Source organism: Pseudoalteromonas sp. 5Ae-yellow (genome assembly GCF_014077565.1).
In the GTDB taxonomy this organism is placed as follows: Bacteria; Pseudomonadota; Gammaproteobacteria; order Enterobacterales; family Alteromonadaceae; genus Pseudoalteromonas.
The window spans coordinates 1-22,474 of the sequence record NZ_JACGWD010000072.1 but is presented as its reverse complement, the minus strand read 5'-3'; the positions used below and the strand labels follow the sequence as shown (position 1 = coordinate 22,474).

At 40.5% G+C, this 22,474-nt stretch carries 17 protein-coding genes and 1 riboswitch; of the genes, 10 read left to right on the top strand and 7 right to left on the bottom strand.

What is annotated here, in order from left to right; translation table 11 throughout:
• Positions 1-258 precede the first annotated feature (258 nt).
• A complete protein-coding gene (locus H4J63_RS16485) occupies positions 259-1,140 on the bottom strand; it encodes an NAD(P)-dependent oxidoreductase (protein ID WP_182197563.1) in 882 nt (293 codons plus the stop codon).
• A gap of 121 nt (positions 1,141-1,261) precedes the next feature.
• Here H4J63_RS16485 and H4J63_RS16480 point away from each other — a divergent pair, with 121 nt between their 5' ends.
• Together H4J63_RS16480 and H4J63_RS16475 are read left to right on the top strand one after the other, a co-directional pair.
• On the top strand, positions 1,262-1,834 hold the full coding sequence (locus H4J63_RS16480; RefSeq protein ID WP_024599537.1) for a glutathione peroxidase: 573 nt from the start codon (positions 1,262-1,264) through the stop codon (positions 1,832-1,834).
• 104 nt (positions 1,835-1,938) lie between these two features.
• Complete coding sequence (locus tag H4J63_RS16475; RefSeq protein WP_182197561.1) at positions 1,939-2,919, top strand: 2-hydroxyacid dehydrogenase; 981 nt, start codon at positions 1,939-1,941, stop codon at positions 2,917-2,919.
• 95 nt (positions 2,920-3,014) lie between these two features.
• Here the strand turns inward: H4J63_RS16475 and H4J63_RS16470 are convergent, their stop codons facing one another.
• Complete coding sequence (locus H4J63_RS16470) at positions 3,015-4,337, bottom strand: sodium-dependent transporter (protein ID WP_182197559.1); 1,323 nt, start codon at positions 4,335-4,337, stop codon at positions 3,015-3,017.
• 141 nt (positions 4,338-4,478) lie between these two features.
• Between H4J63_RS16470 and H4J63_RS16465 the strand changes: the two genes are divergently transcribed.
• A complete protein-coding gene (locus H4J63_RS16465) occupies positions 4,479-5,237 on the top strand; it encodes a 4'-phosphopantetheinyl transferase superfamily protein (protein WP_182197557.1) in 759 nt (252 codons plus the stop codon).
• 75 nt (positions 5,238-5,312) lie between these two features.
• Here H4J63_RS16465 and lysC read toward each other — a convergent pair whose 3' ends face one another.
• Entirely contained in the window at positions 5,313-6,716 is a 1,404-nt protein-coding gene (lysC, locus tag H4J63_RS16460) for a lysine-sensitive aspartokinase 3 (RefSeq protein WP_182197556.1), read from the bottom strand.
• A 75-nt stretch (positions 6,717-6,791) separates the two neighbouring features.
• A riboswitch (Lysine riboswitch) is annotated at positions 6,792-6,964 on the bottom strand.
• A 101-nt stretch (positions 6,965-7,065) separates the two neighbouring features.
• On the bottom strand, positions 7,066-8,313 hold the full coding sequence (gene nhaD / locus H4J63_RS16455; RefSeq protein WP_182197554.1) for a sodium:proton antiporter NhaD: 1,248 nt from the start codon (positions 8,311-8,313) through the stop codon (positions 7,066-7,068).
• Positions 8,314-8,535: 222 nt separating this feature from the next.
• Between nhaD and H4J63_RS16450 the strand changes: the two genes are divergently transcribed.
• From H4J63_RS16450 to H4J63_RS16435, 4 genes are all read left to right on the top strand, one after another.
• Positions 8,536-9,807: a hypothetical protein gene (locus tag H4J63_RS16450; RefSeq protein WP_182197553.1), complete on the top strand. Its 1,272-nt coding sequence runs from the start codon at positions 8,536-8,538 to the stop codon at positions 9,805-9,807.
• Between the two features lie 3 nt (positions 9,808-9,810).
• Entirely contained in the window at positions 9,811-10,359 is a 549-nt protein-coding gene (locus H4J63_RS16445; RefSeq protein WP_182197552.1) for a condensin complex protein MksE, read from the top strand.
• Positions 10,356-13,133, top strand: coding sequence for an ATPase (locus H4J63_RS16440; RefSeq protein ID WP_101217583.1), 2,778 nt, complete (start codon positions 10,356-10,358; stop codon positions 13,131-13,133). The genes H4J63_RS16445 and H4J63_RS16440 overlap by 4 nt, the downstream gene beginning before the upstream one ends.
• A 108-nt stretch (positions 13,134-13,241) precedes the next feature.
• Positions 13,242-13,793 (top strand): DUF4136 domain-containing protein, encoded by a 552-nt coding sequence (locus H4J63_RS16435; RefSeq protein ID WP_165742799.1) that lies wholly within the window; start codon positions 13,242-13,244, stop codon positions 13,791-13,793.
• Positions 13,794-14,067: 274 nt separating this feature from the next.
• On the opposite strand, the gene H4J63_RS16430 is transcribed toward H4J63_RS16435, so the two are convergent.
• The gene (locus H4J63_RS16430; protein WP_024605894.1) at positions 14,068-14,556 is read right to left on the bottom strand and encodes a peptide-methionine (S)-S-oxide reductase; all 489 of its coding nucleotides are present in this window, start codon (positions 14,554-14,556) and stop codon (positions 14,068-14,070) included.
• 340 nt (positions 14,557-14,896) lie between these two features.
• Between H4J63_RS16430 and H4J63_RS16425 the strand changes: the two genes are divergently transcribed.
• Positions 14,897-16,747: a TonB-dependent siderophore receptor gene (locus H4J63_RS16425; protein WP_182197551.1), complete on the top strand. Its 1,851-nt coding sequence runs from the start codon at positions 14,897-14,899 to the stop codon at positions 16,745-16,747.
• A 120-nt stretch (positions 16,748-16,867) separates the two neighbouring features.
• On the opposite strand, the gene H4J63_RS16420 is transcribed toward H4J63_RS16425, so the two are convergent.
• Complete coding sequence (locus H4J63_RS16420) at positions 16,868-17,338, bottom strand: hypothetical protein (RefSeq protein ID WP_024605895.1); 471 nt, start codon at positions 17,336-17,338, stop codon at positions 16,868-16,870.
• Between the two features lie 203 nt (positions 17,339-17,541).
• Complete coding sequence (locus H4J63_RS16415; RefSeq protein ID WP_007375812.1) at positions 17,542-17,805, bottom strand: YkgJ family cysteine cluster protein; 264 nt, start codon at positions 17,803-17,805, stop codon at positions 17,542-17,544.
• 169 nt (positions 17,806-17,974) lie between these two features.
• Between H4J63_RS16415 and H4J63_RS16410 the strand changes: the two genes are divergently transcribed.
• The gene (locus H4J63_RS16410) at positions 17,975-19,153 is read left to right on the top strand and encodes an efflux RND transporter periplasmic adaptor subunit (protein WP_182197550.1); all 1,179 of its coding nucleotides are present in this window, start codon (positions 17,975-17,977) and stop codon (positions 19,151-19,153) included.
• 2 nt (positions 19,154-19,155) lie between these two features.
• Positions 19,156-22,305, top strand: a complete 3,150-nt coding sequence (locus tag H4J63_RS16405; protein WP_182197549.1) for an efflux RND transporter permease subunit — start codon at positions 19,156-19,158, stop codon at positions 22,303-22,305.
• Positions 22,306-22,474: the final 169 nt, after the last annotated feature.

Below are 22,474 nucleotides of genomic sequence, written 5' to 3'. Positions count from 1 at the left end.
TTCTGCTTGCTGAGAAGCTATTTATCGACTTGCAGAAAACAATATGTATCTGCAAGCCTAGCCCTTGAGTTATTATTCAAAAATCAGCTGCCTGATGTATTCATTTCAGATGAGGCTGAATAGTTACTAATTTTTTAGATCTATTACTGCCTCTAAAAGCGCAGCGCCTCATAATCTCTTTGTGAATAAATTACTTTACGGGCTTTGCCCGTCACGCAAGCAAGCTTCGCGTCTACATCGACATACTCAACGTAAACGTTACTTTTTATGTAGTGCTTCAATGCGTGCTAGTAAGCTTGAGGTGTCGTATCTGCCACCGCCGAGTGCTTGTACATCGGCGTAATATTGATCGACCGTTGCGGTCATTGGCAATGTTGCGCCATTGTTTTTAGCTTCATCGAGTGCAATGCCTAAATCTTTACGCATCCAATCTACGGCAAAACCAAACTCATATTCACCCGCCCACATTGTTTTGTAGCGGTTTTCCATTTGCCACGAACCGGCTGCACCTTTAGAAATGGTCTCTATAACTTTTTCACCATCAAGCCCAGCTTGCTTGGCGAAATGTAAGCCTTCGGCTAAACCTTGCACTACACCAGCAATACATATTTGATTAACCATTTTACAAAGTTGTCCCGAGCCAACGCCGCCTAGTAATTGGCTAAAACGACTAAACGCCGCCATAACTGGCTGCACTTTAGCAAATACGGCTTCGCTGCCACCCGCCATAACCGTTAATACGCCGTTTTCGGCGCCAGCTTGTCCGCCCGATACAGGCGCATCTATAAAATCGATATTTTGCAGAGCCGCTTTTGCAGCCACTTCACGTGCTACTTCAGCTGAGGTTGTGGTGTGATCAACCAAAACAGTGTGCGGTAACATGCCCGCTAACACGCCGTCGTCGCCATACACTACTGAGCGTAAATCGTCATCATTCCCAACACACATAAATACAATGTCGGCATTGCTGGCAGCTTCGCGCGGGGTTGATGCAAAGCTTCCTGAATGTTCTGCAGTCCACGCTTTTGCTTTAGCTTGAGTGCGGTTATAAACGCATACGCTGTGCCCTGCTTTTGCTAAATGCCCCGCCATTGGGTAACCCATTACGCCTAAACCTATAAATGCGACTTTCATTGACATAAAAATGACCTATTAAACTGATAACTTAGAAACTAGACCACGATTATGTCAATCGGTCGATAAAAAAGCGAATGAAAGTCTTTATAAAATTTCCTTAGCGGGAAAGGTAAGTAGGTAACCTATGGACAGTATTTATCAATTTAATGCACCACTTTACAACAGCGAAAATTTTTCTCTTAGCCAGTTACAGGGCAAAACCGTCCTTATTGTTAATACAGCGAGTAAGTGTAATTTTTCGGTGCAATTAAACGCACTCGAAAAGCTCTATCAGCAATACAAAGGCAATGGTTTTACAGTGCTTGCGTTTCCGTGTAACCAGTTTGGCCAAAATGAGCCGCTTGATAATTTAGCCATAAAAGACTTTTACCAAGATCAATTTAATATCTCGTTTGAGGTATTTGGCAAGGTAATGGTAAATGGGCCAGAAACACACCCGTTGTTTAATTATTTAAAATCGCATACGCGGGGTATTTCGCAAAATCGTGCTATTAAGTGGAATTTCACTAAGTTTTTAATTAATTCACAAGGGCAACTTGTTGCGCGTTATGCACCGCGAACTAAGCCCGAAACACTTATACAAGTAATAGAAAGCAACTTACTGCAAGCCGCAAAGTTAAACGCAGCTAAAGGTGGTAAAAAAGTATCGTCAAAAATACCTTTATTTACCCCAAGCAAGGCTCCGCTTAAGGCTTAATTTAAATCAATAAAATACGTTTTACTTGGGCGCTTACTTGTAAAGTAGTTTAATGTATTAAAGGTTAACTACCCTACAAATACTTAAGCGTCGAGGCTATTACCATGAACATTGCTTTTTTTAGTACTCAAAAGTACGAACTGCCTTTTTTTGAACAAAGTACACGCGATTACAGTGATATAAAAATAACGTATTTTGAGCAAGCCCTGAGCGAACCAACGGCTATTTTAGCAAGCGGGTTTGATGCCATATGCGTATTTGTAAACGACACCGTAAACGCCACTGTTATTGAACAACTAGCAAGCCAAGGCATAAATACTATTTTGCTACGTTGTGCAGGGTTTAATAATGTTGATTTACCTGCAGCAAAAGCACATAAAATTAAAGTATTACGCGTACCGGCTTACAGCCCAGAAGCGGTAGCTGAGCATTGTATAGCGCTTATGCTAACACTTAGCCGCAAAACGCATAAAGCGTATAACCGTGTACGCGAAGACAATTTTGATTTAAACGGATTACTAGGTTTTAACTTGCACAACAAAACCGTGGGTATTGTAGGTTGCGGTAAAATTGGCCTTGCGCTGTGCAGCATTTTAAATGGCTTTGGCGCTAAAGTCTTAGTGTGCGACCCATACGCGCAACCTGGCAATTATACAATTACCGATATAGACTCCTTACTTAGCCAAAGCGATGTGATTTCTTTACATTGCCCACTGAACGAGCAAACTCATCATTTAATAAATGATGAGGCATTTAGTAAAATGAAAACCGGCGTTATGCTCATTAACACTTCTCGCGGTGCATTGCTTGATAGTAACGCGTGTATTAGCGCGCTTAAAACTAAAAAGCTAGGTTACCTGGGACTCGACGTTTACGAGCAAGAATCGGAGCTTTTTTTTAAAAACCACAGCGACGAAATAAACCAAGACGATATATTCTCGCGCTTAGTGAGCTTTAAAAACGTATTAGTAACGGGGCATCAGGGATTTTTTACGCAAGAAGCACTTACCGAAATAGCAAACACAACCGTATTTAACGCGCTTGAAGTAAGTGAAGGTAGGCCTCTAACTAATGAGGTTTTATAAAGACCTAAGCTATACCTAAATTACAGGCACAAAAAAAGCGAAGTGCGTTTTAAACTCACTTCGCTTTATTAATTTATTTTAGGGCTTAGATAAAATTAACCAAACGCAACGTTTGCAAATACTAAGGTCATTAATATTGGGCAAACAAACCGAATATACTGAGCAAACCAGTAATGTACACCGGTTGTTGCTTGGTGTAATTTATTACCACGCTGCCACATCCACCCTACTGTAATAAAGTAAAACAAGCCCATAAGCGGCAATTGGTATTGAGTAAATAGCATAATAACTAAGCCAAATAACCAATCAAAATTTAATATAATCGCGCTCGCACACACAAGTACAACGGCGCTTACTGCCCATGTTGCTTTGCTGCGGCTAACGTTGTGATTTTCGACTAAAAACGCCACCGGAATCTCAGTTGTCGATATAGTTGACGTAACCGATGCGATAGACATTAATACAAAAAACAGTAAACCCACTAATAAACCAATTTCGCCCATGGTGCTAAATAGCGCAGGTAAAATAGCAAAAATAAGTTGCCCTTCACCAATCAGTTTACCGCCACTAAATACCTCTACACCGTTATGCTGCGCCACATAAATAGCAGGAATAATAAGTAACCCCGCTAAAAAAGCAACGCTGGTATCGAGTAAGGCAACACCGGCTGTGAGCTTTGGTAAATTAGCATCTGGCTGTAAATACGATCCGTAAATCATCATACAACCCACACCTAACGAGAGCGAAAAGAACGCTTGCCCCATTGCGGCAATAATCAAATTAGGGTCGAGTATTTGGCTAAAATCAGGAATTAAATACGCGGCAAAGCCTTCACTTGCGCCATCGAGTGTTGCAATGTAGGCAATTAAACCAACAAGCAATACGAGTAGCAGTGGCATTAAACGGCGCGACCAGGTTTCGATTCCCGATTTAACACCTTTTAAAATAATACTGGCAGTTAAAATAAGCATAAGCGGCGTAAATACAAAATTACGAAGCACTGAGTCGCTATGTAAAAATTCGCTTGCGCCTGTGAAACCTAAAAAGGTTGTTATGGGTTCAATAGCGTAGGAGAGCATCCACCCTGCTACTATTGAGTAAAAACTTAGCATAACAACTGCGCCCGCAAGTCCTATATAACCTGCTGCCGCACCCACTTTACGGTTAGTGCTTTGCCATGCATCGCCCAATGCTTTTACCGGGTTAGCTTGTGCTTTGTGACCTAAATAAAGTTCTGTATACAATGCAGGGAGCGCAAGTAAAAATATAACAATAAAATAAACCAGTAAAAAAGCGCCGCCGCCATGGTTGGCCGCTTGCGTAGGAAAACCCCAAATATTACCTAAACCCACTGCTGCGCCAGCAGCGGCTAAAACAAAACCAAGTCGGCTTTGAAACCCATCACGCACTTGTGCCATACATCTACAAATCTGTTATTATTTTGATTATTGTGAATTAAACCATATTTCATGCCAGCTGAGTAATAAAATTGTACCCAGCCTTTATTAGGGGCGTTAACCGCTCACAATATCAGCGACTTCTTTTGCTTTAGGGCTTTTATGACTGAACACTATTTTAAAAACGCCTTGAGTATTACTTCAACTCAATTAGTAAACTTGTCTTTAGCTAGTAACAGTATTTTATTATTTAATGCTAAAACACTTGAGCTTAGTGACTTTAATTTGCCCGATTGCTTAAGCCCGGTTGAGTTAGCCATTATAAACCGCCGCAAAAGCCCGCAAGCTAAGCAAGAGTATTTAGCTACGCGGTTATTGTTAAAGCACCTTATTAAAATAACGCAGCCGCAACATGCGCACGTAGCCCTTAATAAAATGAGTACAGAATTTGACGAGGCAAGCTCAAAGCTGCAAGTACATGTAAGTGATGATGTTATTAATACCTGTATTTCGCACTCGCATGGTTTGGTTGGGGTCGCGCTAAATTTTGATAAAAGTGAGTTTGGTTTTGATATTGAAAAAGTAAGCCTAAAGCGCCCGTTTGAAAAGCTCGCTAAGCATTTTTATCATAATGGTGAAATTTCACTTATTACCGAGCCAACTAATACCCAAGCCCAAGCAGATACGTTTTTTAGAATTTGGACATTAAAAGAGTCACTTGCTAAAGCCACCAGCCGCCCTATTGCAAAACTACTTAGCCCCAATGTGTTTGACGAATTACATAGTGCAAAGCTAAGTGCTAGCAGTAATCGCGTTACTGTAGCTGATAGCAGTGACAGCAATGTTTGTTTTGATGTGAGTGTGGTGCATAAAAAAAGCATCGACTGGCGATGCTTTTTATTAAATGACTTTATTAATTAATTTTGTTAAGTAACTTTACTAGTTAATTTTACTAGGTGATTTTCCTGAATAGCCGCTTCTTAATAGTAAAATTATTTACGCAGCAAAATCGTTTTCTAATAAACGGCTATGAATAGACTGTACTACGTTATCTGACTCAGTTTGCTCTACTAAAAAGCACAGGTTGTGCTTACTAGCACCGTGGCAAATTAATCGAATGTTAAAGTCTTTTAGTACACTCATTAAGTTCATTTCGTGTTGGCGTAATTGAATCTCAGAGCCAATAAGTGCTACCAGTGTTAAATTGTTTTCTACCGACACATGGCAAAACTCTGCAAGCTTATCTAGGCATTCTTGGTCAAGCTCTGGACGCGAGGCGTTTTGCGCGTTATCAAGCGTTATAGCTACGCTAATTTCAGATGTGGTTACCAAATCTACCGATATATTGTATTCACTTAATAGTGTAAATACGCGTGCTAAAAAGCCACTAGCTAGTAGCATTTCTGGGCTTTTAAGCGTAAGCAATATTTGGTTTTTACGTTGCGTTACTGCGCGTATGCCTGGTTGCTGCGATTTTTCGCGCTCAATCCATGTACCGCCACGCTCTGGCTCGCGGCTAGAACCTACAAACACGTTAATGTGGCTGCGGCTTGCTGGTAAAATAGTCGCTGGGTGCAATACTTTTGCGCCAAAGGTTGCCATTTCGGCGGCTTCGTCAAAGCTTAAACGTGCAATAGGCGTCGCTTTTGCGCACAAACGCGGGTCGGTGCTAAAAATGCCCACTACGTCGGTCCAAATATGCACGCTTTTAGCGTTAATTGCTTCAGCTAAAAGTGCAGCGCTGTAGTCAGAACCACCACGTCCAAGCGTTGTTGTTTGGCCGTATTCGTCACTGCCAATAAAGCCCTGAGTAACAATTACTTGCTTATCTAATAACGGGATTAAAAATTCTTTAGCGGCTTGCGCTGTGGCTGCAACATTAGGCGTTGCTTTACCAAATTGGCTGTCGGTTTTAAGCACCTTGCGCACATCAAAGCGATCGGCATTTAAACCTTGTAAACGCAGCACCTGAGCAAACAAATACGACGATAAACGCTCACCAAAGCTAAGTAGCTCGTCGTGTTGCTGATCGGTTGTTAGTGGCTCTTGAGCCAATGTTTGAAATGCTTTTAGGGTTTCGTTAAAGCCAACCGCTAAATCGGCATCAAGCGATAACTCATCTAAAATAGTTTGTTGAATAGCAAGCACGCCGTTTATGTGTTCTTGGCGCTCACTTGGGGTAATACTTGATTTACACAGTGCAACTAAATGGTTAGTTACGCCGGCACTGGCGCTCACGGCAACAATACGTACGCTTTTATCTGCAACAATAATTTCGCTACAGCGACTCATCGCTTCAAAATTTGCAACACTGGTTCCGCCAAATTTGGCAACGATGTAATCTGATTTTGCGCTTAACTCTGTTTGTGGCACTGTTTGTGGCACTGATTGGGTAGTCATTTAGTCTCCTTTCGCGGTATCCAAACCGCAATAAAACAAGAAGAACTTGGCAAAGGAATGCTTGAAGATAAGTCCACTGCCAGAAGCTCTCCACCTATATTGGTGACAGTTTTGAGGATTCAGCCCCATAAACCGAAAAACAATGACGACGTACCATTATTTTCCTCGGCGAGTACTTCCCTCCTTAATGATCATCGGCTTTCGTCGCCTAACATTAAGTACCTAAGTATCGCACCTCTTCTGAATGCTTTATTAACCAGTGGCTAATAAAACAAAACCCCACTAAGTAGCGGGGCTTTGAAAGTTATCGTTTAGACGTCTAGCTGTCAAGCATTTAATAATTTATGAGTTAAATAAAACTGCCCATGTAATACGAGCCCGCATATCCAACCGTGTAACAAATTAATAAATGCAGCGATAACCGCAAGTAGCTCATAAAGGTAAGCGCTTTAACTTTACTCATGGCAATAATGCCCGCAGCCGAACCAATAATAAGCATTGAACCGCCCACACCCGTTGCATACGTAAACGACAACCAATGTTGTTGGCTCATTACTATATCGGCTTTTAATAATGCAGCGGTAAGCGGTACGTTATCGACCCCAGCTGATAATATGCCCATTAAGTAGTTTGCGTATTCTGGTGCCATTACCGTGTATAGGTCGGTAAATTTACTCAACATACCAATTTCTTTAAGTGCGCCAACAAGTAAAAGTACACCTACAAAAAACAATAATGTGTCGTATTCTATATCGCGAACAAAATCGATTATGTCTTTGTTTATGTCTTTTTTGCGCATTAAAAATTGCGCCACTAAAAACATCACTGATAAGCCAAACAAAAAGGTTAATAGAGGCGGTACACTGTAAATTACACTCAACGTAAGTGTGCTCACTACGGTAGATAAAAATATAACAGCAATGGTTATGTCGGTTTTTTCAATGCGGGTTTTACCTGCACTAGCAAACTCAACACGCCCTTTCATACCTATAGACAGTAGCGCGGCTAGTAACATAACGCTTGTAAGTGCTGGCGCTATAAGCAGTAATAAATGAGCTATGGTTACTTTGCCATCTAAAAATATCATTAGCGTGGTTACGTCACCTGTTATTAGCGATACCCCACCTGAGTTAACCCCAAACACAATAAGCGTGGCATATTTAATAAGCTTTTTAGGTTCAAGTTTTAACGACATAACAACTGCAAGCGATATAAGCGTGGCTGTTACGTTGTCTGAAATCGACGAAAACAAAAATGCAAAACCACCCACCAAAAACATGAGCTTTTTTTCGCTAATACTTTTTGGCATAACGCGATGGACAATATTTTCTATAAACCCCTTTGAGTTTAAATACGCTACAAAGGTCATTGCAGCCATTAAAAATAACCATAACGAGGCAATTTCTAAAATATTTTCATTTAGGAGGTGTTGAATTGTATCGGGGCTTTGCCCGTGTAGAGGGTATATAAAAAGAAGAATCCAGCAAAGCGTACCAAAAAACAGCGTGGTTTTAGCTTTATTGACATGGATTATATCTTCTATAACGATCAGTAAAAATGCAATCGCTATCAGGGTTAGAATAATCGAGGAAACCATGGTAGTTAAACAACCTTTGATATAGTTTTAAAGAACACACAAATAACATTCCATTTCATGTGCCTATTTTCGGCGGGAATTTTAGCACTGCCTCTATGCAAAAACTATTATTAAATGGTCTTAAAAACGAATACTATATACAGACAAGGTTAATTAAAAATACGTAATAATGAGTCTTCTAAAAGAACTCAATAATAAAATACTAGGATGTTGTAACCCCTTATGATCCCAGCTAAAAAGCAGCTAAACACCATAACCGAACATTGGGGTGTATTAGAGCTATTATTTAAACGTTTTAAAATGGCTGACTTTAGCCTAAAAGACGTACAAAACGCGATTAAGCAAAAGCAGCCTACGTGGTCAAACGAACGTATTTATAAAGAAACAAATCGTTTGTTAAACCAAGATATTTTAATTCCACTGGCTAAATCCTCACAGCTTGAAATAAATCGTGCCATTGCCGATTTTGCTACTTTTTTACTGCAAGAAGAACATTTAGGCTTAGCGCAAGAAATTAGCGTATTAGTCGACGACCTTGCACGTTTAGGAAATCGCCTAGATAACGCTGGCGAAATAGAAGACTTTGACGACTTACGCCGCTACAGCCGTATTATGGATGATCGGGTGCGTAAAATAATGAAGCTCTATACGCACAACGAAAACGCTATTTTAAATATTGTTGAACAAGCTAAATCTAATAATGCAGTGCAATCGCTGCAAAAGCGTTATAAAGCGGTAATAGAAGCCTTTGACGAATACATAGAGCCCATGCTTGAAATGATTGATATTCGCGGTGAATTTCATGCGTGTTTTACCCTCATTGAAGAGCAAATAAGTAAGCAAATACTGCACATTGAGCGCTCAGGTAAAGCGTACAACTACAAACGTATGCTTGAGCAATTACGTACCCGTATACTCGAAATGCATTTAGTGGGTCGAGAAAGCTTACGTAAAAGTGCCGATATGCTTATGCCGCTGCGCGAAGAGTTACGCCGTAATAACTTAATTACTCGCCAAGCAGCTAAAGTACTCGGGCTTGTACGTAAAAATGGCGTAGACAACATGCTAAGTGCGGTGCAGCCACATTTTGTAAGCGACGCACAGCGATATTCACTTGGTCAGCAACGCCATATTGTGGCTTACATGGCAAGCTTGGTGGAATTTGAACACGAAGAATACCAATTGCCAGATCAACAAGACGTGCCTGCATTTGTTACGCCTAATATTCCTGACTACAACGATGTTAAAACCAGCTTTGCTAAGCGCTTTAATAAAAAACGCAAAAAGCCACAGCCCTTGCTGCAATTTTTAGACGAAAGCTACCCAGATCTCGATGCCGACGAAATGCTATTTTTGTATCAAAAATTAGTTAGCGACAGCGATATTAAAATAATTCAAAGTGATGAAAAAGCCCGCGTAAAAATTGCCGGTCAGCACTTTTCTTTATATCCATTTAATTCAGAGCCTCAGCCAGATTCAAAGGCAGGTAAATAAACCATGACACACATAAACTTAGACGAGCTAACCCATCTACAAGCCATAAATAAAAAATTAGTAGCGGGTTATCACATTTGCGAGCAAGACAACGTAATGTGGCAAGAGCTTGACCAACACATAGAAGACTACACCGCCCTATTTACCGCCCTAGGTAACGATTTAAAACGCGACAGCCGTGGCTTTTATTATTTTGGTAGCGACGAGAGCACGCCAAATATGGGCAAAATATCTCGCGCTATCGCGCTTACCATTTACATTTTAATTGAGCACTACGCCAATACGGGTAAAGACCCAATGCGCGCATTGTTTGACGACATAAACGATTTAGAGCTTATGCAAACGCTGGTGCAAATTAACAAGCATCTGTTTGATCAGCTTGAGATATTTTCGGGATCGGACCTGCGTAAAGACGTATACCTGCGCATGGTGCGCTTAGGGTTAGCCCGTGAAGTAGAAGGCGGCTTTATGCTACAAGCGCCAATTCACCGCTACATAGATGCATTAATGGAAGTAAACGAAGAAACCTACATTACGGAGGACGAGGAATGAAAAATCTATACGGACTAAGTAAACTCGCCCTACTTAACACCGCAGGCTATGCAAAGTGTGTGATCCCGCTTGATAAAAGCAGCTCTATTTGCGCGCCAAATAACACAGGTAAAAGCTCGGTTATTAACGCCTTGCAGTTTCCGCTTATTAACGATTTGCGCTTAACAGAATGGGACGGACACGATTTAGATGAAACCCGTAAGTTTTATTTTTCATCCGATCAGTCTTACATTTTACTCGAAGCTAACTTGCCTCATGGCTCGGTAGTGATTGGTGTTGCAGGACTTGGTAAAATTGCCGGTTATGCGCATCAGTACTTTTGTTATCAAGGAAAGCTTGATTTAGAGCAGTACACGCAAGGTAAAACCATTATTAAATTTACCAAGCTGTTCAACCATTTAAAATCACTTAACTACAACCCTATTGAGCTTAAAGCACAAGAGCTGAACGCGCTATTGACTGGTGGCGCAACGCCTTTTGATGGCGACATAAACTTAAAAATGATCCCGCTTAATAATGTGCAAGACTCCTCTATTTATAAAGAAATATTTAGACGTATTCTTAACTTACATAAATTAGGCGCAAGCGACGTAAAACGCTTTATGCTACGTGTGTTTGAACGCCATATGTCGAACTCTAAGGTCGACTTTTATGAAGTATGGCGTCGCTCGTTTGATAAAGTAAACCGCTCAAAACGCGAATTAAAAGCCCTTGAGTCAATGCAAGAGCCTATAGCCGCGCTTGAATCAATGCTCGAAAACCAAACCGTGCTTAAAGGTAAATTAGCGGCGTACGCACCTAAAATTGACCAAGCACTGATTGATTTTGATACTTATCAAGAGTCGCAACTCTCTGAGCTTGCCATAGCGCTTGAAGATATAGAGCACGAAAAACACGAGTTTGAGCAAAAGCAAAGCCTATACGTACAGCAATCGCGCGACATAGAGCGCAGACAAACACAAATTGAGCAGTGGTTTTTAGATTACGATGCGCTTAAAAGTGAGTTTGAACTGGTAAATAAAGCCACGCTTAAAACCAGCCTGACTCAGTTAAAGCAAGATTACGAGTCGCTTTCGCACTCTATAACCAGCGCACAAGGGCAAAGCCTACACACACTTGACTACCGCATTAGCGAAACACAAAAACAAATTAAGAGCTTAAAGCTGCAACTTAAAAATCTTGAATTTAATTTGTTTACCCGCATGCGCGAAGACCTCTCGTTAAAAGAAGTAGAAGAAATATCGCGGATTTTAAACCCAGATATTCTCTCGTTTGCAACCACCACTAATGGCGATATAACCATTGATGACGAAGATGCGTTTGGTGAATTTTTATCGCTACTTAGCGAAAACGTTAAAGGCGGTGTACTAACTCTGCCAGGTGCGAGCATTAAGCTTAAAAAGCTCTCGCCTGTGCAAATGCAAAGCGGCGAAAACAAAGAGCAATTAACCGCTCAGCTCAGTGCACTTGAGCATTCACTTAAAGAGTTTAAGCAACAGCGCGATGTTGCAGCAAACGTTGCCGACAAGCAAAAAGAAAAAGACGCGTTATACGATGAGCTTATGAGTGCAGAGAGCGCCCTAAAACGCTTAGAGCAGTTTGATGTAATGCAGCAATCGGTTGAAGCGCAAGCCATGCTAAAAGAGCAGTTATTAGCTGAGCGCGAACAAGTTGACGACTACCTGCAAGATATTCAAAAAAATAGTGGCTCAATTGCCGATCGCCGCTCGTTAATTAAATCGAAACAAGAGCAAATTAATCGCCAAACTGAGCGCTTACGCCAAGTTAAGAGCGAGCGAATTGACCACACGCTTGATTTATACAGCGGTAAAGTAACACCGTATATGATTGATATTACGGTCGACTTTGATAACTTAAGCGACCTTGTTCATCACTTTAATAAAGACTGCCAAGAGCTGCGTAATTTTGACATAAACGTACGTAATACCTATTTGCATGTATATAACGCGGGTATTACTAAATTCGACAACGAAAATGACGAATACACTAAATACCAAAAGCTAATAAGCGCCTTTCATAATATTGATAACGAACGCGATGCTGTTGAGCGCCAAGCACGCGTTGCGCTTACCGAAGTGGCAGCAACTATTAAAGGCTTGCGAGAAGATTTAGACCGCCTTCGCCGCGAAATGAACAGCTTTAATAAAGGTATAAGCCAGCACCGTATTTCAAACCTGCAAGCGTTTAAAATTAACGTCATACCGCGCAAAATGCTGGTTGATAGTATAGATACCATTATCAGCACGTCGCATCAGTTTGAGCAAGGTGACACGCTTGATTTACTTAGCCAAGAACCGTACAGCGAAAGTGCGGTAAACGAAGCGAAAGATCACTTAATTAAACTCGCATCAGATAAAGCGGGCTTAACACTTACCGATTTATTTGATATTCGATTTGAAGTAGTTAACCGCGCAGGTGAAACCGAACACTTTGAAAAAATAGATTCGGCGGGTTCAAACGGCACACGTATTACGATTAAGTTATTATGTGGCATGTTGTTTATTCGTTACTTATTAAGCGATCAGGAACAAAACCTATACCGTATACCAATTTATATAGATGAAGCGGCCGACATTGACCCACAAAATCAAAAAGCGATTATAGAAACCGCACTAAGCTTTGGTTTTGTGCCTATATTTGCCTCAGTTAAGCCGCAAATAAGTTGTGACTACATTGTGCCTATTCGCTCGGTAAAAGACGGTGCACAAAACTGGGTAGATGAAAAAGATTGGATTGAAGTTGAACACAATTAATTGGCCGTTAAGGCTCGACTATTAGACTAATATTTAGGACGTTTAAATAATACACATTTAAACTATGTGTGTTATTTTGAATTAATGCATTTTATTGGAGCAAACGTAATGAAAAATATACTTATTGTTGCAGCGCTAGCACTTCTTACAGCCTGTACACAAACCCCTGATTGGGATTACGATAAATCAGCCAACTTTAGTAATTTTAAAACATTTGCTTGGGTAGAAAACGCCAGCCTAACTAAAGACACAAATAACTACCAAATTAATGGCCTAATGGAAAAACGTGTTCGCACTGCCGTTAACGCTGAGCTGAGCCAAACACTAGGTATGAGCTTAGTTGATGCAGCAGATGCTGATGTACTTGTTAACTATCATGCATCGGTTGATAAAGAGCTTGAAGTAGATACATTTAATGTAAACTACCGCCCGCATTGGGGTTATTGGGGTACTGGTTTTCAACGTGATACAACCGCGCGTGAATACGAAGTGGGCACACTGATTATTGATATTGTAGACCGTGAATCAAACCAACTAGTATGGCGCGGCGCGAAAGAAGGTCGATTAAAGAAAAACCAATCGCCAGAACAACGTGAAGCATCAATTAATAAAACAGTGAGCGAAATTTTAAGTAACTTCCCGCCGCAAAAGCAGCAATAAGTTAAAATTAGCTATAAGTAAGTTTTAAAAGAGCTCACAGTACGTGAGCTTTTTTGTGGGTGATTGTTTTTGGGGCTTACAGACTTAAGTAATTACGAGCTACGCTCGTCACGTCTACAAAATACCGGATTAAACTTTACCTGTAGGCGCTAAGCTTGCTTGCGCGAGAAGCGATAGCTTCTAATTACTTTATAGCGCTATATTCCATCTTAAATTACGAGCTGCGCTCGTCACGTCAGCAAACTGCACGTCTACAAAAAACACCGCGTCAAATTTACGATTTATACTTATGCAATAACTCAAGCGGTATATGGCAGTAATCATCAGGATGGTTAGTTAAACGGTCTTGATGCTCAGGATCGCTTGGCACATAGTTAGTTAACAGCTCTACCTCTACCACAATTTTATCAGCATCACTTCGCTGGCTTATATAATTGCTAGCGACCTTTAAATGATCTTGGCTTTTGCTATAAATGGCAGTTCGGTATTTGGGGCCTACGTCATTCCCTTGTTTATTAATGCTATACGGGTCAATAATTTCAAAAAAGAAGCCAAATAGCTCGTTCAAGCTAACCGCTTTTGGATCAAAAATGACCTTTACGCATTCGGCATAACCATCGTAATCGCCTTGTGTATTATCATTTTTTCCATTAGCCCGCCCTGCTTCAGTACTTATTACACCAGGTAAGTGCTTTAAAAATTCTTGTACACCCCACAGGCAGCCACCAGCAAAGTAAATAGTATTATATTCTTTAGTATCCATTATAAATGTTACCTAATAAGTAATTATACCGATTGCATTAAAATAGTGTTCTATTAAAGCGCCAAGAAAATAGCGCAATAACAAGGCGAAAATTATGACATATAGTTGTTCTATATAAATAATTTTTAACGCAGTGAGTGCGCTATTTAATACGATAGAATGACCATGTTTTTAATAAAGTCGGTATTACGTAAATGGTTATCAAATGCAGTTATTAACAAATTAATGTACAATCGCGCACAAAATGACTGCTGTTACATTTAGTTATTTTATCATGCTCAAATATAAGCTTTGAATTTAATTGTAACCGCAGCTACAAATAAAAAATGACGAGAAACACATGAATCGCACACCACACCTTATAATACCTGCAATATTATGCAGCGTGACTGCATTTGCTACTGCTAATACGCTATCTGATGAGTCAACAATCGAACAGATAACCGTTGAAGCTTCACCTACTGCGAATAAACTGCCTGTAGGTACATTCGACTCGCCTATTTCTAATTTAGAGTACGACCCACGTGTTGATCTTCAATCGCGTAATATGGCTGAGGCGCAAGCTGATGTAACTATTCGTGGTGGGATTTTTGAAAACACCGGCTTTAGAGTAGGAAGCGCTACTCTACTTGACCCGCAATCTGGGCATTATTTTGCTGAAATACCCATTGCACCGCAAATGCTAAGCGGTCCAGATGTGTTAACCGGTGCTGATAACGCACTTTATGGTATGAACAGCTCTGTTGGTACGGTTTCGTTTGGTTGGAAACCAATTATAACTGGCGGTAGTGTATCGCTTGGTACTGGCACAAACGACTTTAATCTGCAAAGTATTCACGCTGCTAAAAACACACAAATTGATAGCTTAACTAACTACACTCTGGGCTTTGAAGGTGAGTATTCTCACTCGCAAAGTGATGGCACCATTGATAATGGCGATCATGACTTTTCGCGCGCCTCAGCTCGTGTGCAATTAGCAAGCGAGCACAGCCAAACAGATTTGTTTTTTGGCTCACAAGATAAGTTTTTTGGCTGGCCTAACTTGTACACTCCTTTTGGCGTTAACGAAACTGAAGATTTAGAAACCCGCCTTTGGATGCTTAACCACAAGCAAAGCTACGCTGATAACAGTCACTTTGAAGTATCTGCTTATTATCGTACCCATGACGATCACTATATTTACTCGCGCGAAAATCCAAGTGCATTTGAAGCTTTTCATAAAAGCGAAGTTAAATCGCTTGGACTTTCAGGTCGTCATGAACAAAGCGATGCACTGGCAATAAATTACTCTGCACAATTTACTGATGATTCGATAGAATCAACAACACTTGAAAACAACTTTACTTCACGAAAGTATTATAAGCTGAGTATATTGCCTGAATACACAATAGCGCAAAAAAACCAACAACTTACCTTTCGTTTAGGCGCAGCCTACGACGATACAAATCGTGATGACGCTGAAGTATCAGCTATTGGTGATATAACCTTAAACACCCAAAATAGTGACGGCACAGCGCAAACTATTTATTTATCATACGCGCAGGCGAGCCAAGTTGCAGGCTACACAGCCATTGGCGGCAGCGATTCTGGGGGATTATTTAGAAGTAATTACAATCTTGAGCGCGAAACCACTTCAAACTTAGAGCTAGGGTTATTGCTTGAAGAACAAAGCTGGCAGTTAAATTCGGCTATTTTTTATCGAAAAGATAATAACTTAACCGATTGGACCTTTAATTTTGATTCAACATCAGCGCGCTTTGCAAACCCGGTTGATATTGATACAGCTGGGGTTGAATTTTTAGCGACTAAGCACTTTGATACAGCAAAACTTATAGCAAGCTACACGTATTTACATAAATCAGAAAACTACGGCGCAGCCGATATTGATGCCAGCTTTTACGCGTTAAACTTTCCTGATCACCGTTTAACAATTGGCGCTGTGTACAACCCAACTGATATTTTAGAATTTAGAATAGATAACGAATGGCGTACACAACACAAAAATGCACTTAGAAACGGCAGTGACAACGCGTTATTTACCCAACTAACGCTTAAAATAACCCCGCCACAGTTGAGTAATTTATTTATCACCTTAGCGGCAGATAACTTATGGGATGAGTCGTTTGAAGAAATACCAGGTACACCAGGGCGAGGTGAGCAATATACGTTAAGCGCAACGTATAGTTGGTAGAATTGAGCTATCACATTCAAAGACCTGTTTATTTAAAACAGGTCTTTGAATAAATATTTAGCAAGGAATAAACGGCATACTAAATATTAAGAGCTTTGATTACTCAGCTTATATTTCAGCTTATATTGAACCAGAACGACATTGTCTTTTTCTTAGCTCATTATCAATTTGTAAAGGGCGACTAAGCTCATCTGTAAGAACCTGCGAAACAACCGTACCGGTTTCAACTTCTTGTATCCAGATTGATATTTTATCCCCTTCCCTTTTTCTATTTAGCATGTAGCTTTTATTAGAATCTAAATTAACGTTAAAATTAACAAAAGCTTCTTTTTGACTATTTAAAACATCAGGGTTTGAAACACTCGCCTTTACCCATAAATCATGCTCACCACTGATATACTGCTTTGGTTCAGCCCATTGTGTAGGTTTTTTGTTAAAGCACATCAAGTGGACATATTCTAGATCTACTCCCTGCTCTCTTTTAAAGTTTTCGAGTCTAAAGTGGTCTTCTTTAATATCGGTTTTAATGGGTAAGTTTGAACAACCTAATAAAGTCACACCTAATGTAAATGCTGTAAGTAAATTTTTCATTTTTCTTTCCTTTTAAAAATTAAGATTGAACGAAATCACCTATAAATGAGATTTATAAAAAGTATCTTACAATTTCCTATATTAGCAACAAAATTAAATATGTCTAATATTTCGCCATAAAATATATTAACGACTGCTTTTAATAACCTTGTGAAGATTTTTATTAATAATATATTGTAAATAGATGTGTATTAAAATGAGGATTAAGTTAGCTCTTCGAGCTCTGTAATAAGCGCTAGAGCTTGCGCATTTGTTGACCCGCACACATCAAGCGTGGCACTAAAATCACTACATACTTTTGGTCGACTTTCATCACCAAATAACTTACATAAATTACGCTCGTCCAGCTGAATACAACGCTCTCCGGCTTTTTTACCATTTGGCATACCTGGAATAGGCGAACTAATACTTGGCGCAATACAACATGCGCCGCAGCCTAGCCTGCAATTCATCGATTCGGTTTTCATAATTTCCTCGGTATAAAAAACACTTACTTTAATTTCTTTTTAGGAACTTAATTAGTCGCATAGTAAGTTGTAACACACACATGTAATGCTTTGTTACATCTTAAAACAGCTTGTAAACACTTTATTGCGTATTATTAATCTGTCACCACCAATTATGAAGGAATGCCTTGTGGCTACTACAAAACAAATAATACTCCCAATCGCTGTTTTAGCAGGCGGTATTGCTTTAGCTTTCGCCTTTATGGCAATGAAAAAACCACCCGAAGAAAAGCCAGAGCAAGATTTACGTCCTTTAGTAGCAACACAAAGCGTACTTTTAGATTCTATAACGCTCGATGTTAAATCGTACGGCATTGTTAAACCAAAGTATCGTACCGAGCTAATAGCACAAGTTAGCGGGCAAGTTATTTCGGTATCAGATCAATTTGTTGAAGGCGCGTTTGTAAAGCAAGGCGATATTTTAGCACGAATTGATGCAAATGATTACGAAGCAGACTTTATTGAAGCGCAAGCGGGTTTAGCACAAGCAAGCTCAGCACTTGAAATAGAACGCGCGCAAGCACATGTAGCAAAAGCTGAGTGGGAGCGCATTAAGTCAGACTCAAGCGATGCTATTGCATCAGAACTTTATTTACGAAAACCACAGCTGGCAGAAAAATTAGCGCGTTACCGCTCTGCTCAAGCAAGTGTTAAACGTGCTAGCCGCAATCTTGAGCGTACTTATATTAAAGCCCCTTATGATGCCATTATTAATGAGCGCACAATTAGCTTGGGTTCAGTAGTAAACCCAGGTAACAGTTTTGGCGCACTAAGCGCAACCTCAGTTGCAGAGGTACGTTTACCGGTTGCCGATCAAGAACTGCAATATTTAAAAAATGGCGGCGTAGGCTCAAATGTTACATTTAACGCAGAATACGCAGGTAAACAAACAATGTGGCAAGCCAAAGTAATTCGCACCGAAGGTGTGGTTGATCAAACAAGCCGTATGAGCTACTTGGTTGCACAACTTGCAACACCTTATGGTGACAAAACACGCCCACTTCGTTTTGGTTCATACATTAACGCTACCATTGAAGGTCGCCCGCTTGATAACGCAATTATTGTTGCGCACCACTTAGTAAAAGATAATAAAATTGTCATTTTAAATGACGATTTAACATTGTCGTTTAAAACCCTCAATATTATACGCGAACAAAACGGCATGATTGTAGCCAGCCAAGGGTTAAAAAATGGCGAGCAAATTGTTACCTCAGCGCTTGAATACCCAACTGAAGGTATGGCAGTAAAAATTGAAGATATTGCGCCTGATAAAACTGATGTAACTCAACTTGCGCTGAAAGAGGAATAATCATGAACACTCGTGAAACAGGGTTAATAGCATGGTTTGCCCGAAATCCCGTTGCTGCCAACCTACTAATGATATTTATATTAGTAGGCGGTATTTTAATGGCGATGACCATTCGCAAACAAATGTTCCCACAGTTTGAAAGCAACTGGATAAGCGTACAAGCAGTTTACCCAGGTGCAGCCCCGCAAGAGGTTGAAGAAGGCATAACCATAAAAGTTGAAGAAAACCTCGAAGGTATTGAAGGCATTAAACGCCTAATTACGTACTCTAACCGTGGTTTTTCACAAGCGTGGATTGAAATAGAAGAGCAATACAATCCACAAGAAGTACTTGATGAAATTAAAGTACAAGTTGATTCAATAAACACCTTTCCTGCGGGAATGGAGCGCCCTGTTGTGCGCCGCGATAAGTTTGAGCAAGAGGTAATGATACTCGCGCTTTACGGCGACATGAGTAACTACCAGTTAAAAGAGCTTGGCAACGATATAAAAGACGAGTTACAAGCACTGCCTCACGTTAACCTTGTTAATTTTAACGGCGGCTTAGAATACGAAATTGGTATAGAAGTCAGCCCAGATAAACTGCGCGAATATGGCTTAACATTTAGAGATATTGCAGTCGCGGTGCAAAACTTTTCGGCAAATATGTCTGCGGGGCAAATACGCTCTGAAAATGGTTATATTTCGATGCGTGTTGAAAAACAAGCCTACCGTGGTTTTGAGTTTGAAAAACTGCCACTTATTACCCTTGCTGATGGCGCACAAATTTATTTAGGCGATGTAGCAACTATTAATGATGGCTTTGAAGAAGGTCTACAATATTCAAAATACAATGGTAAAAACTCACTCTCGTTTGAAGTAAACGCATCAAAAGATCAAGACATTACCGATGTAGCAAAAGTACTTAAAAGCTACATGGCAACTAAAGAGCCACTTTTACCTGCAGGCGTTAAGCTCTCTCCTATTGTTGATTTAACTTACTACCTTGAAGGTCGACTCGATATGATGGTCGATAACATGATTTGGGGTGGCTTGTTAGTAATGATAGTGCTGGCACTATTTTTACCGCTACGCTTAGCATTTTGGGTAATGATGGGCTTACCGGTGTCTTTTCTGGGCGCCTTTTTGTTTATGCCTATTGGCTTTTTAGATGTAACAATTAACCTAGCCTCTCTTTTTGCCTTTATACTTGTACTCGGGATTGTTGTTGATGACGCCATAGTTGTGGGCGAGTCAGCCAGTGCCGAAATAGAAAAATACGGCCACACACTTGATAACGTAGTACGCGGTGTTAAACGTGTTGCGATGCCAGCGACCTTTGGTGTACTAACGACTATTGCGGCATTTTTACCACAAACACTCGCAACCGGCCCTGGTGCTGCTTTTTCTAAAGCCATTGGTGGCGTTATTATTTTATGTTTGATTTTTTCACTCATTGAATCAAAACTAATTTTACCTGCGCATATTGCAGCAATGAACCCGCGTAAACCAAACCCTAAAAATCTATTACATCGCTTACGTATGGTGATTGATAGCAGCTTAAAAGGCTTTGTGAATAACTACTACCTTCCTTTTGTTAGCCGCTGTATTCACTACCGCTATACCGTAATTGTTGGCTTTATGTGTTTGCTTATTGTAAGCGCAGGTATGTTTGCAGGTGGTTTAGTTAAGTTTGTACCAAACCCTAAAATACCGCACGACTTTCCACGTATTGATATAGAAATGAACCTTGCCTCATCTGAGCAAGCAACACTTGAAACCGCACGTAAAATAGAAAGCGTGTTGTTAAAGGTCGATCAGCAACTACAAGAGCAATACGGTAAACCGATGATCCGCGATTTATCGGTAAGTCTGCGCGGACGAACGCAAGCAAATATTATGGCCATTTTGGTAGAGCCTGATTTACGCCCTATCGACACCTTTGCCCTAAGTGCATTATGGCGTGAGCAAATGCCCGCTCTACCCGGCATTAAAACCATGACCATTCAAGACAGTATAATGAATGGCGGTCGAGATGATGGCGACGTTAGCTTTAAACTTGAAGGCAAAAATGCTAACGAGCTAAAAGAAGTGGCAGGTAAATTAAAAGCCAAATTACAAACAATGGAAGGCGTTGGCGACGTAAACGATTCAATGCAAAGCGCTACCGACGAAGTGCAACTTGATTTAAAACCACTCGCTTACAGCATGGGTTTAACGCTTGCTGATGTAGCGTCGCAAGTTAGCTTTAGTTACTACGGCTTAGAAGCGCAGCGAATATTGCGTGAAGGCGAAGAAATTAAAGTCATGATCCGCTACCCAGAAGACGAACGCAACTCAATTAGCGACATAGCTAGTGTGCGTATAATTACGCCTACTGGCGCTGAAGTACCGCTAAGTGAAGTAGCCGAAGTTAAGCTGGTTGACGGTGTAAACCGTATTCGCCGCGAAAACTCTAAACGTACTGTAAACGTATGGGCTGCGGTAAATACCGACCAAGCCGAACCATTTGCAATTGCAGAAGAAATTCGTGATGAATACTTACCAACATTACTTAAAAGCTACCCTGGCGTTACAAGTGATGTAGCTGGGCGCATTCAAGAAGAGATGGATAGCGCTTCAGAGCAGCTTCGTGACTTTGGTATATCAATGATGATTATATTTGCCTTGTTAGCGATTCCGCTTCGATCTTACTCACAACCACTTATTATAATGTCGGTTATTCCGTTTGGTGTAGTGGGCGCTATGTTTGGGCATATGATTTTAGGTATGACCATGAGTAGCTTATCCATGTTTGGCATAATTGCTGTAGCGGGTGTGGTCGTAAATGATTCCCTCGTTATGGTTGATTTTGTAAATAAAGCCCGCGCTGAAGGTGTTGCGATTAAGGATGCTGTAATACAAGCCGGTGCTCGTCGCTTTAGAGCAATATTACTGACCTCAATCACTACCTTTATTGGTGTAATGCCAATTATTTTTGAAACGAGTTTACAAGCTAAAATTGTTATCCCAATGGCTGTATCACTTGCTTTTGGTGTGTTATTTGCCACAGTAATTACACTGATACTTATACCGTGCCAGTATGTTGCACTAGAAGATGCTAAACGATTAGTTCGTAAAATGCGTGGCAAGCCGCCACTAGTAGATGCCCAACCAGCGCCTACAAATAGCTAAATTAAGTAACATCCCAACCAAAAAAGCTCGGCATATTATGCCTAATGTCAGTCAGTTAACACTGACTGGCTTTTTTTTATAGGGATATTTAGATGGTTTCTTTTTCACACATCGTGGAAAGCTGCGCTCATGATGCCTTGTTGGTAACTGAAATAGCGTCAGCGTTTCT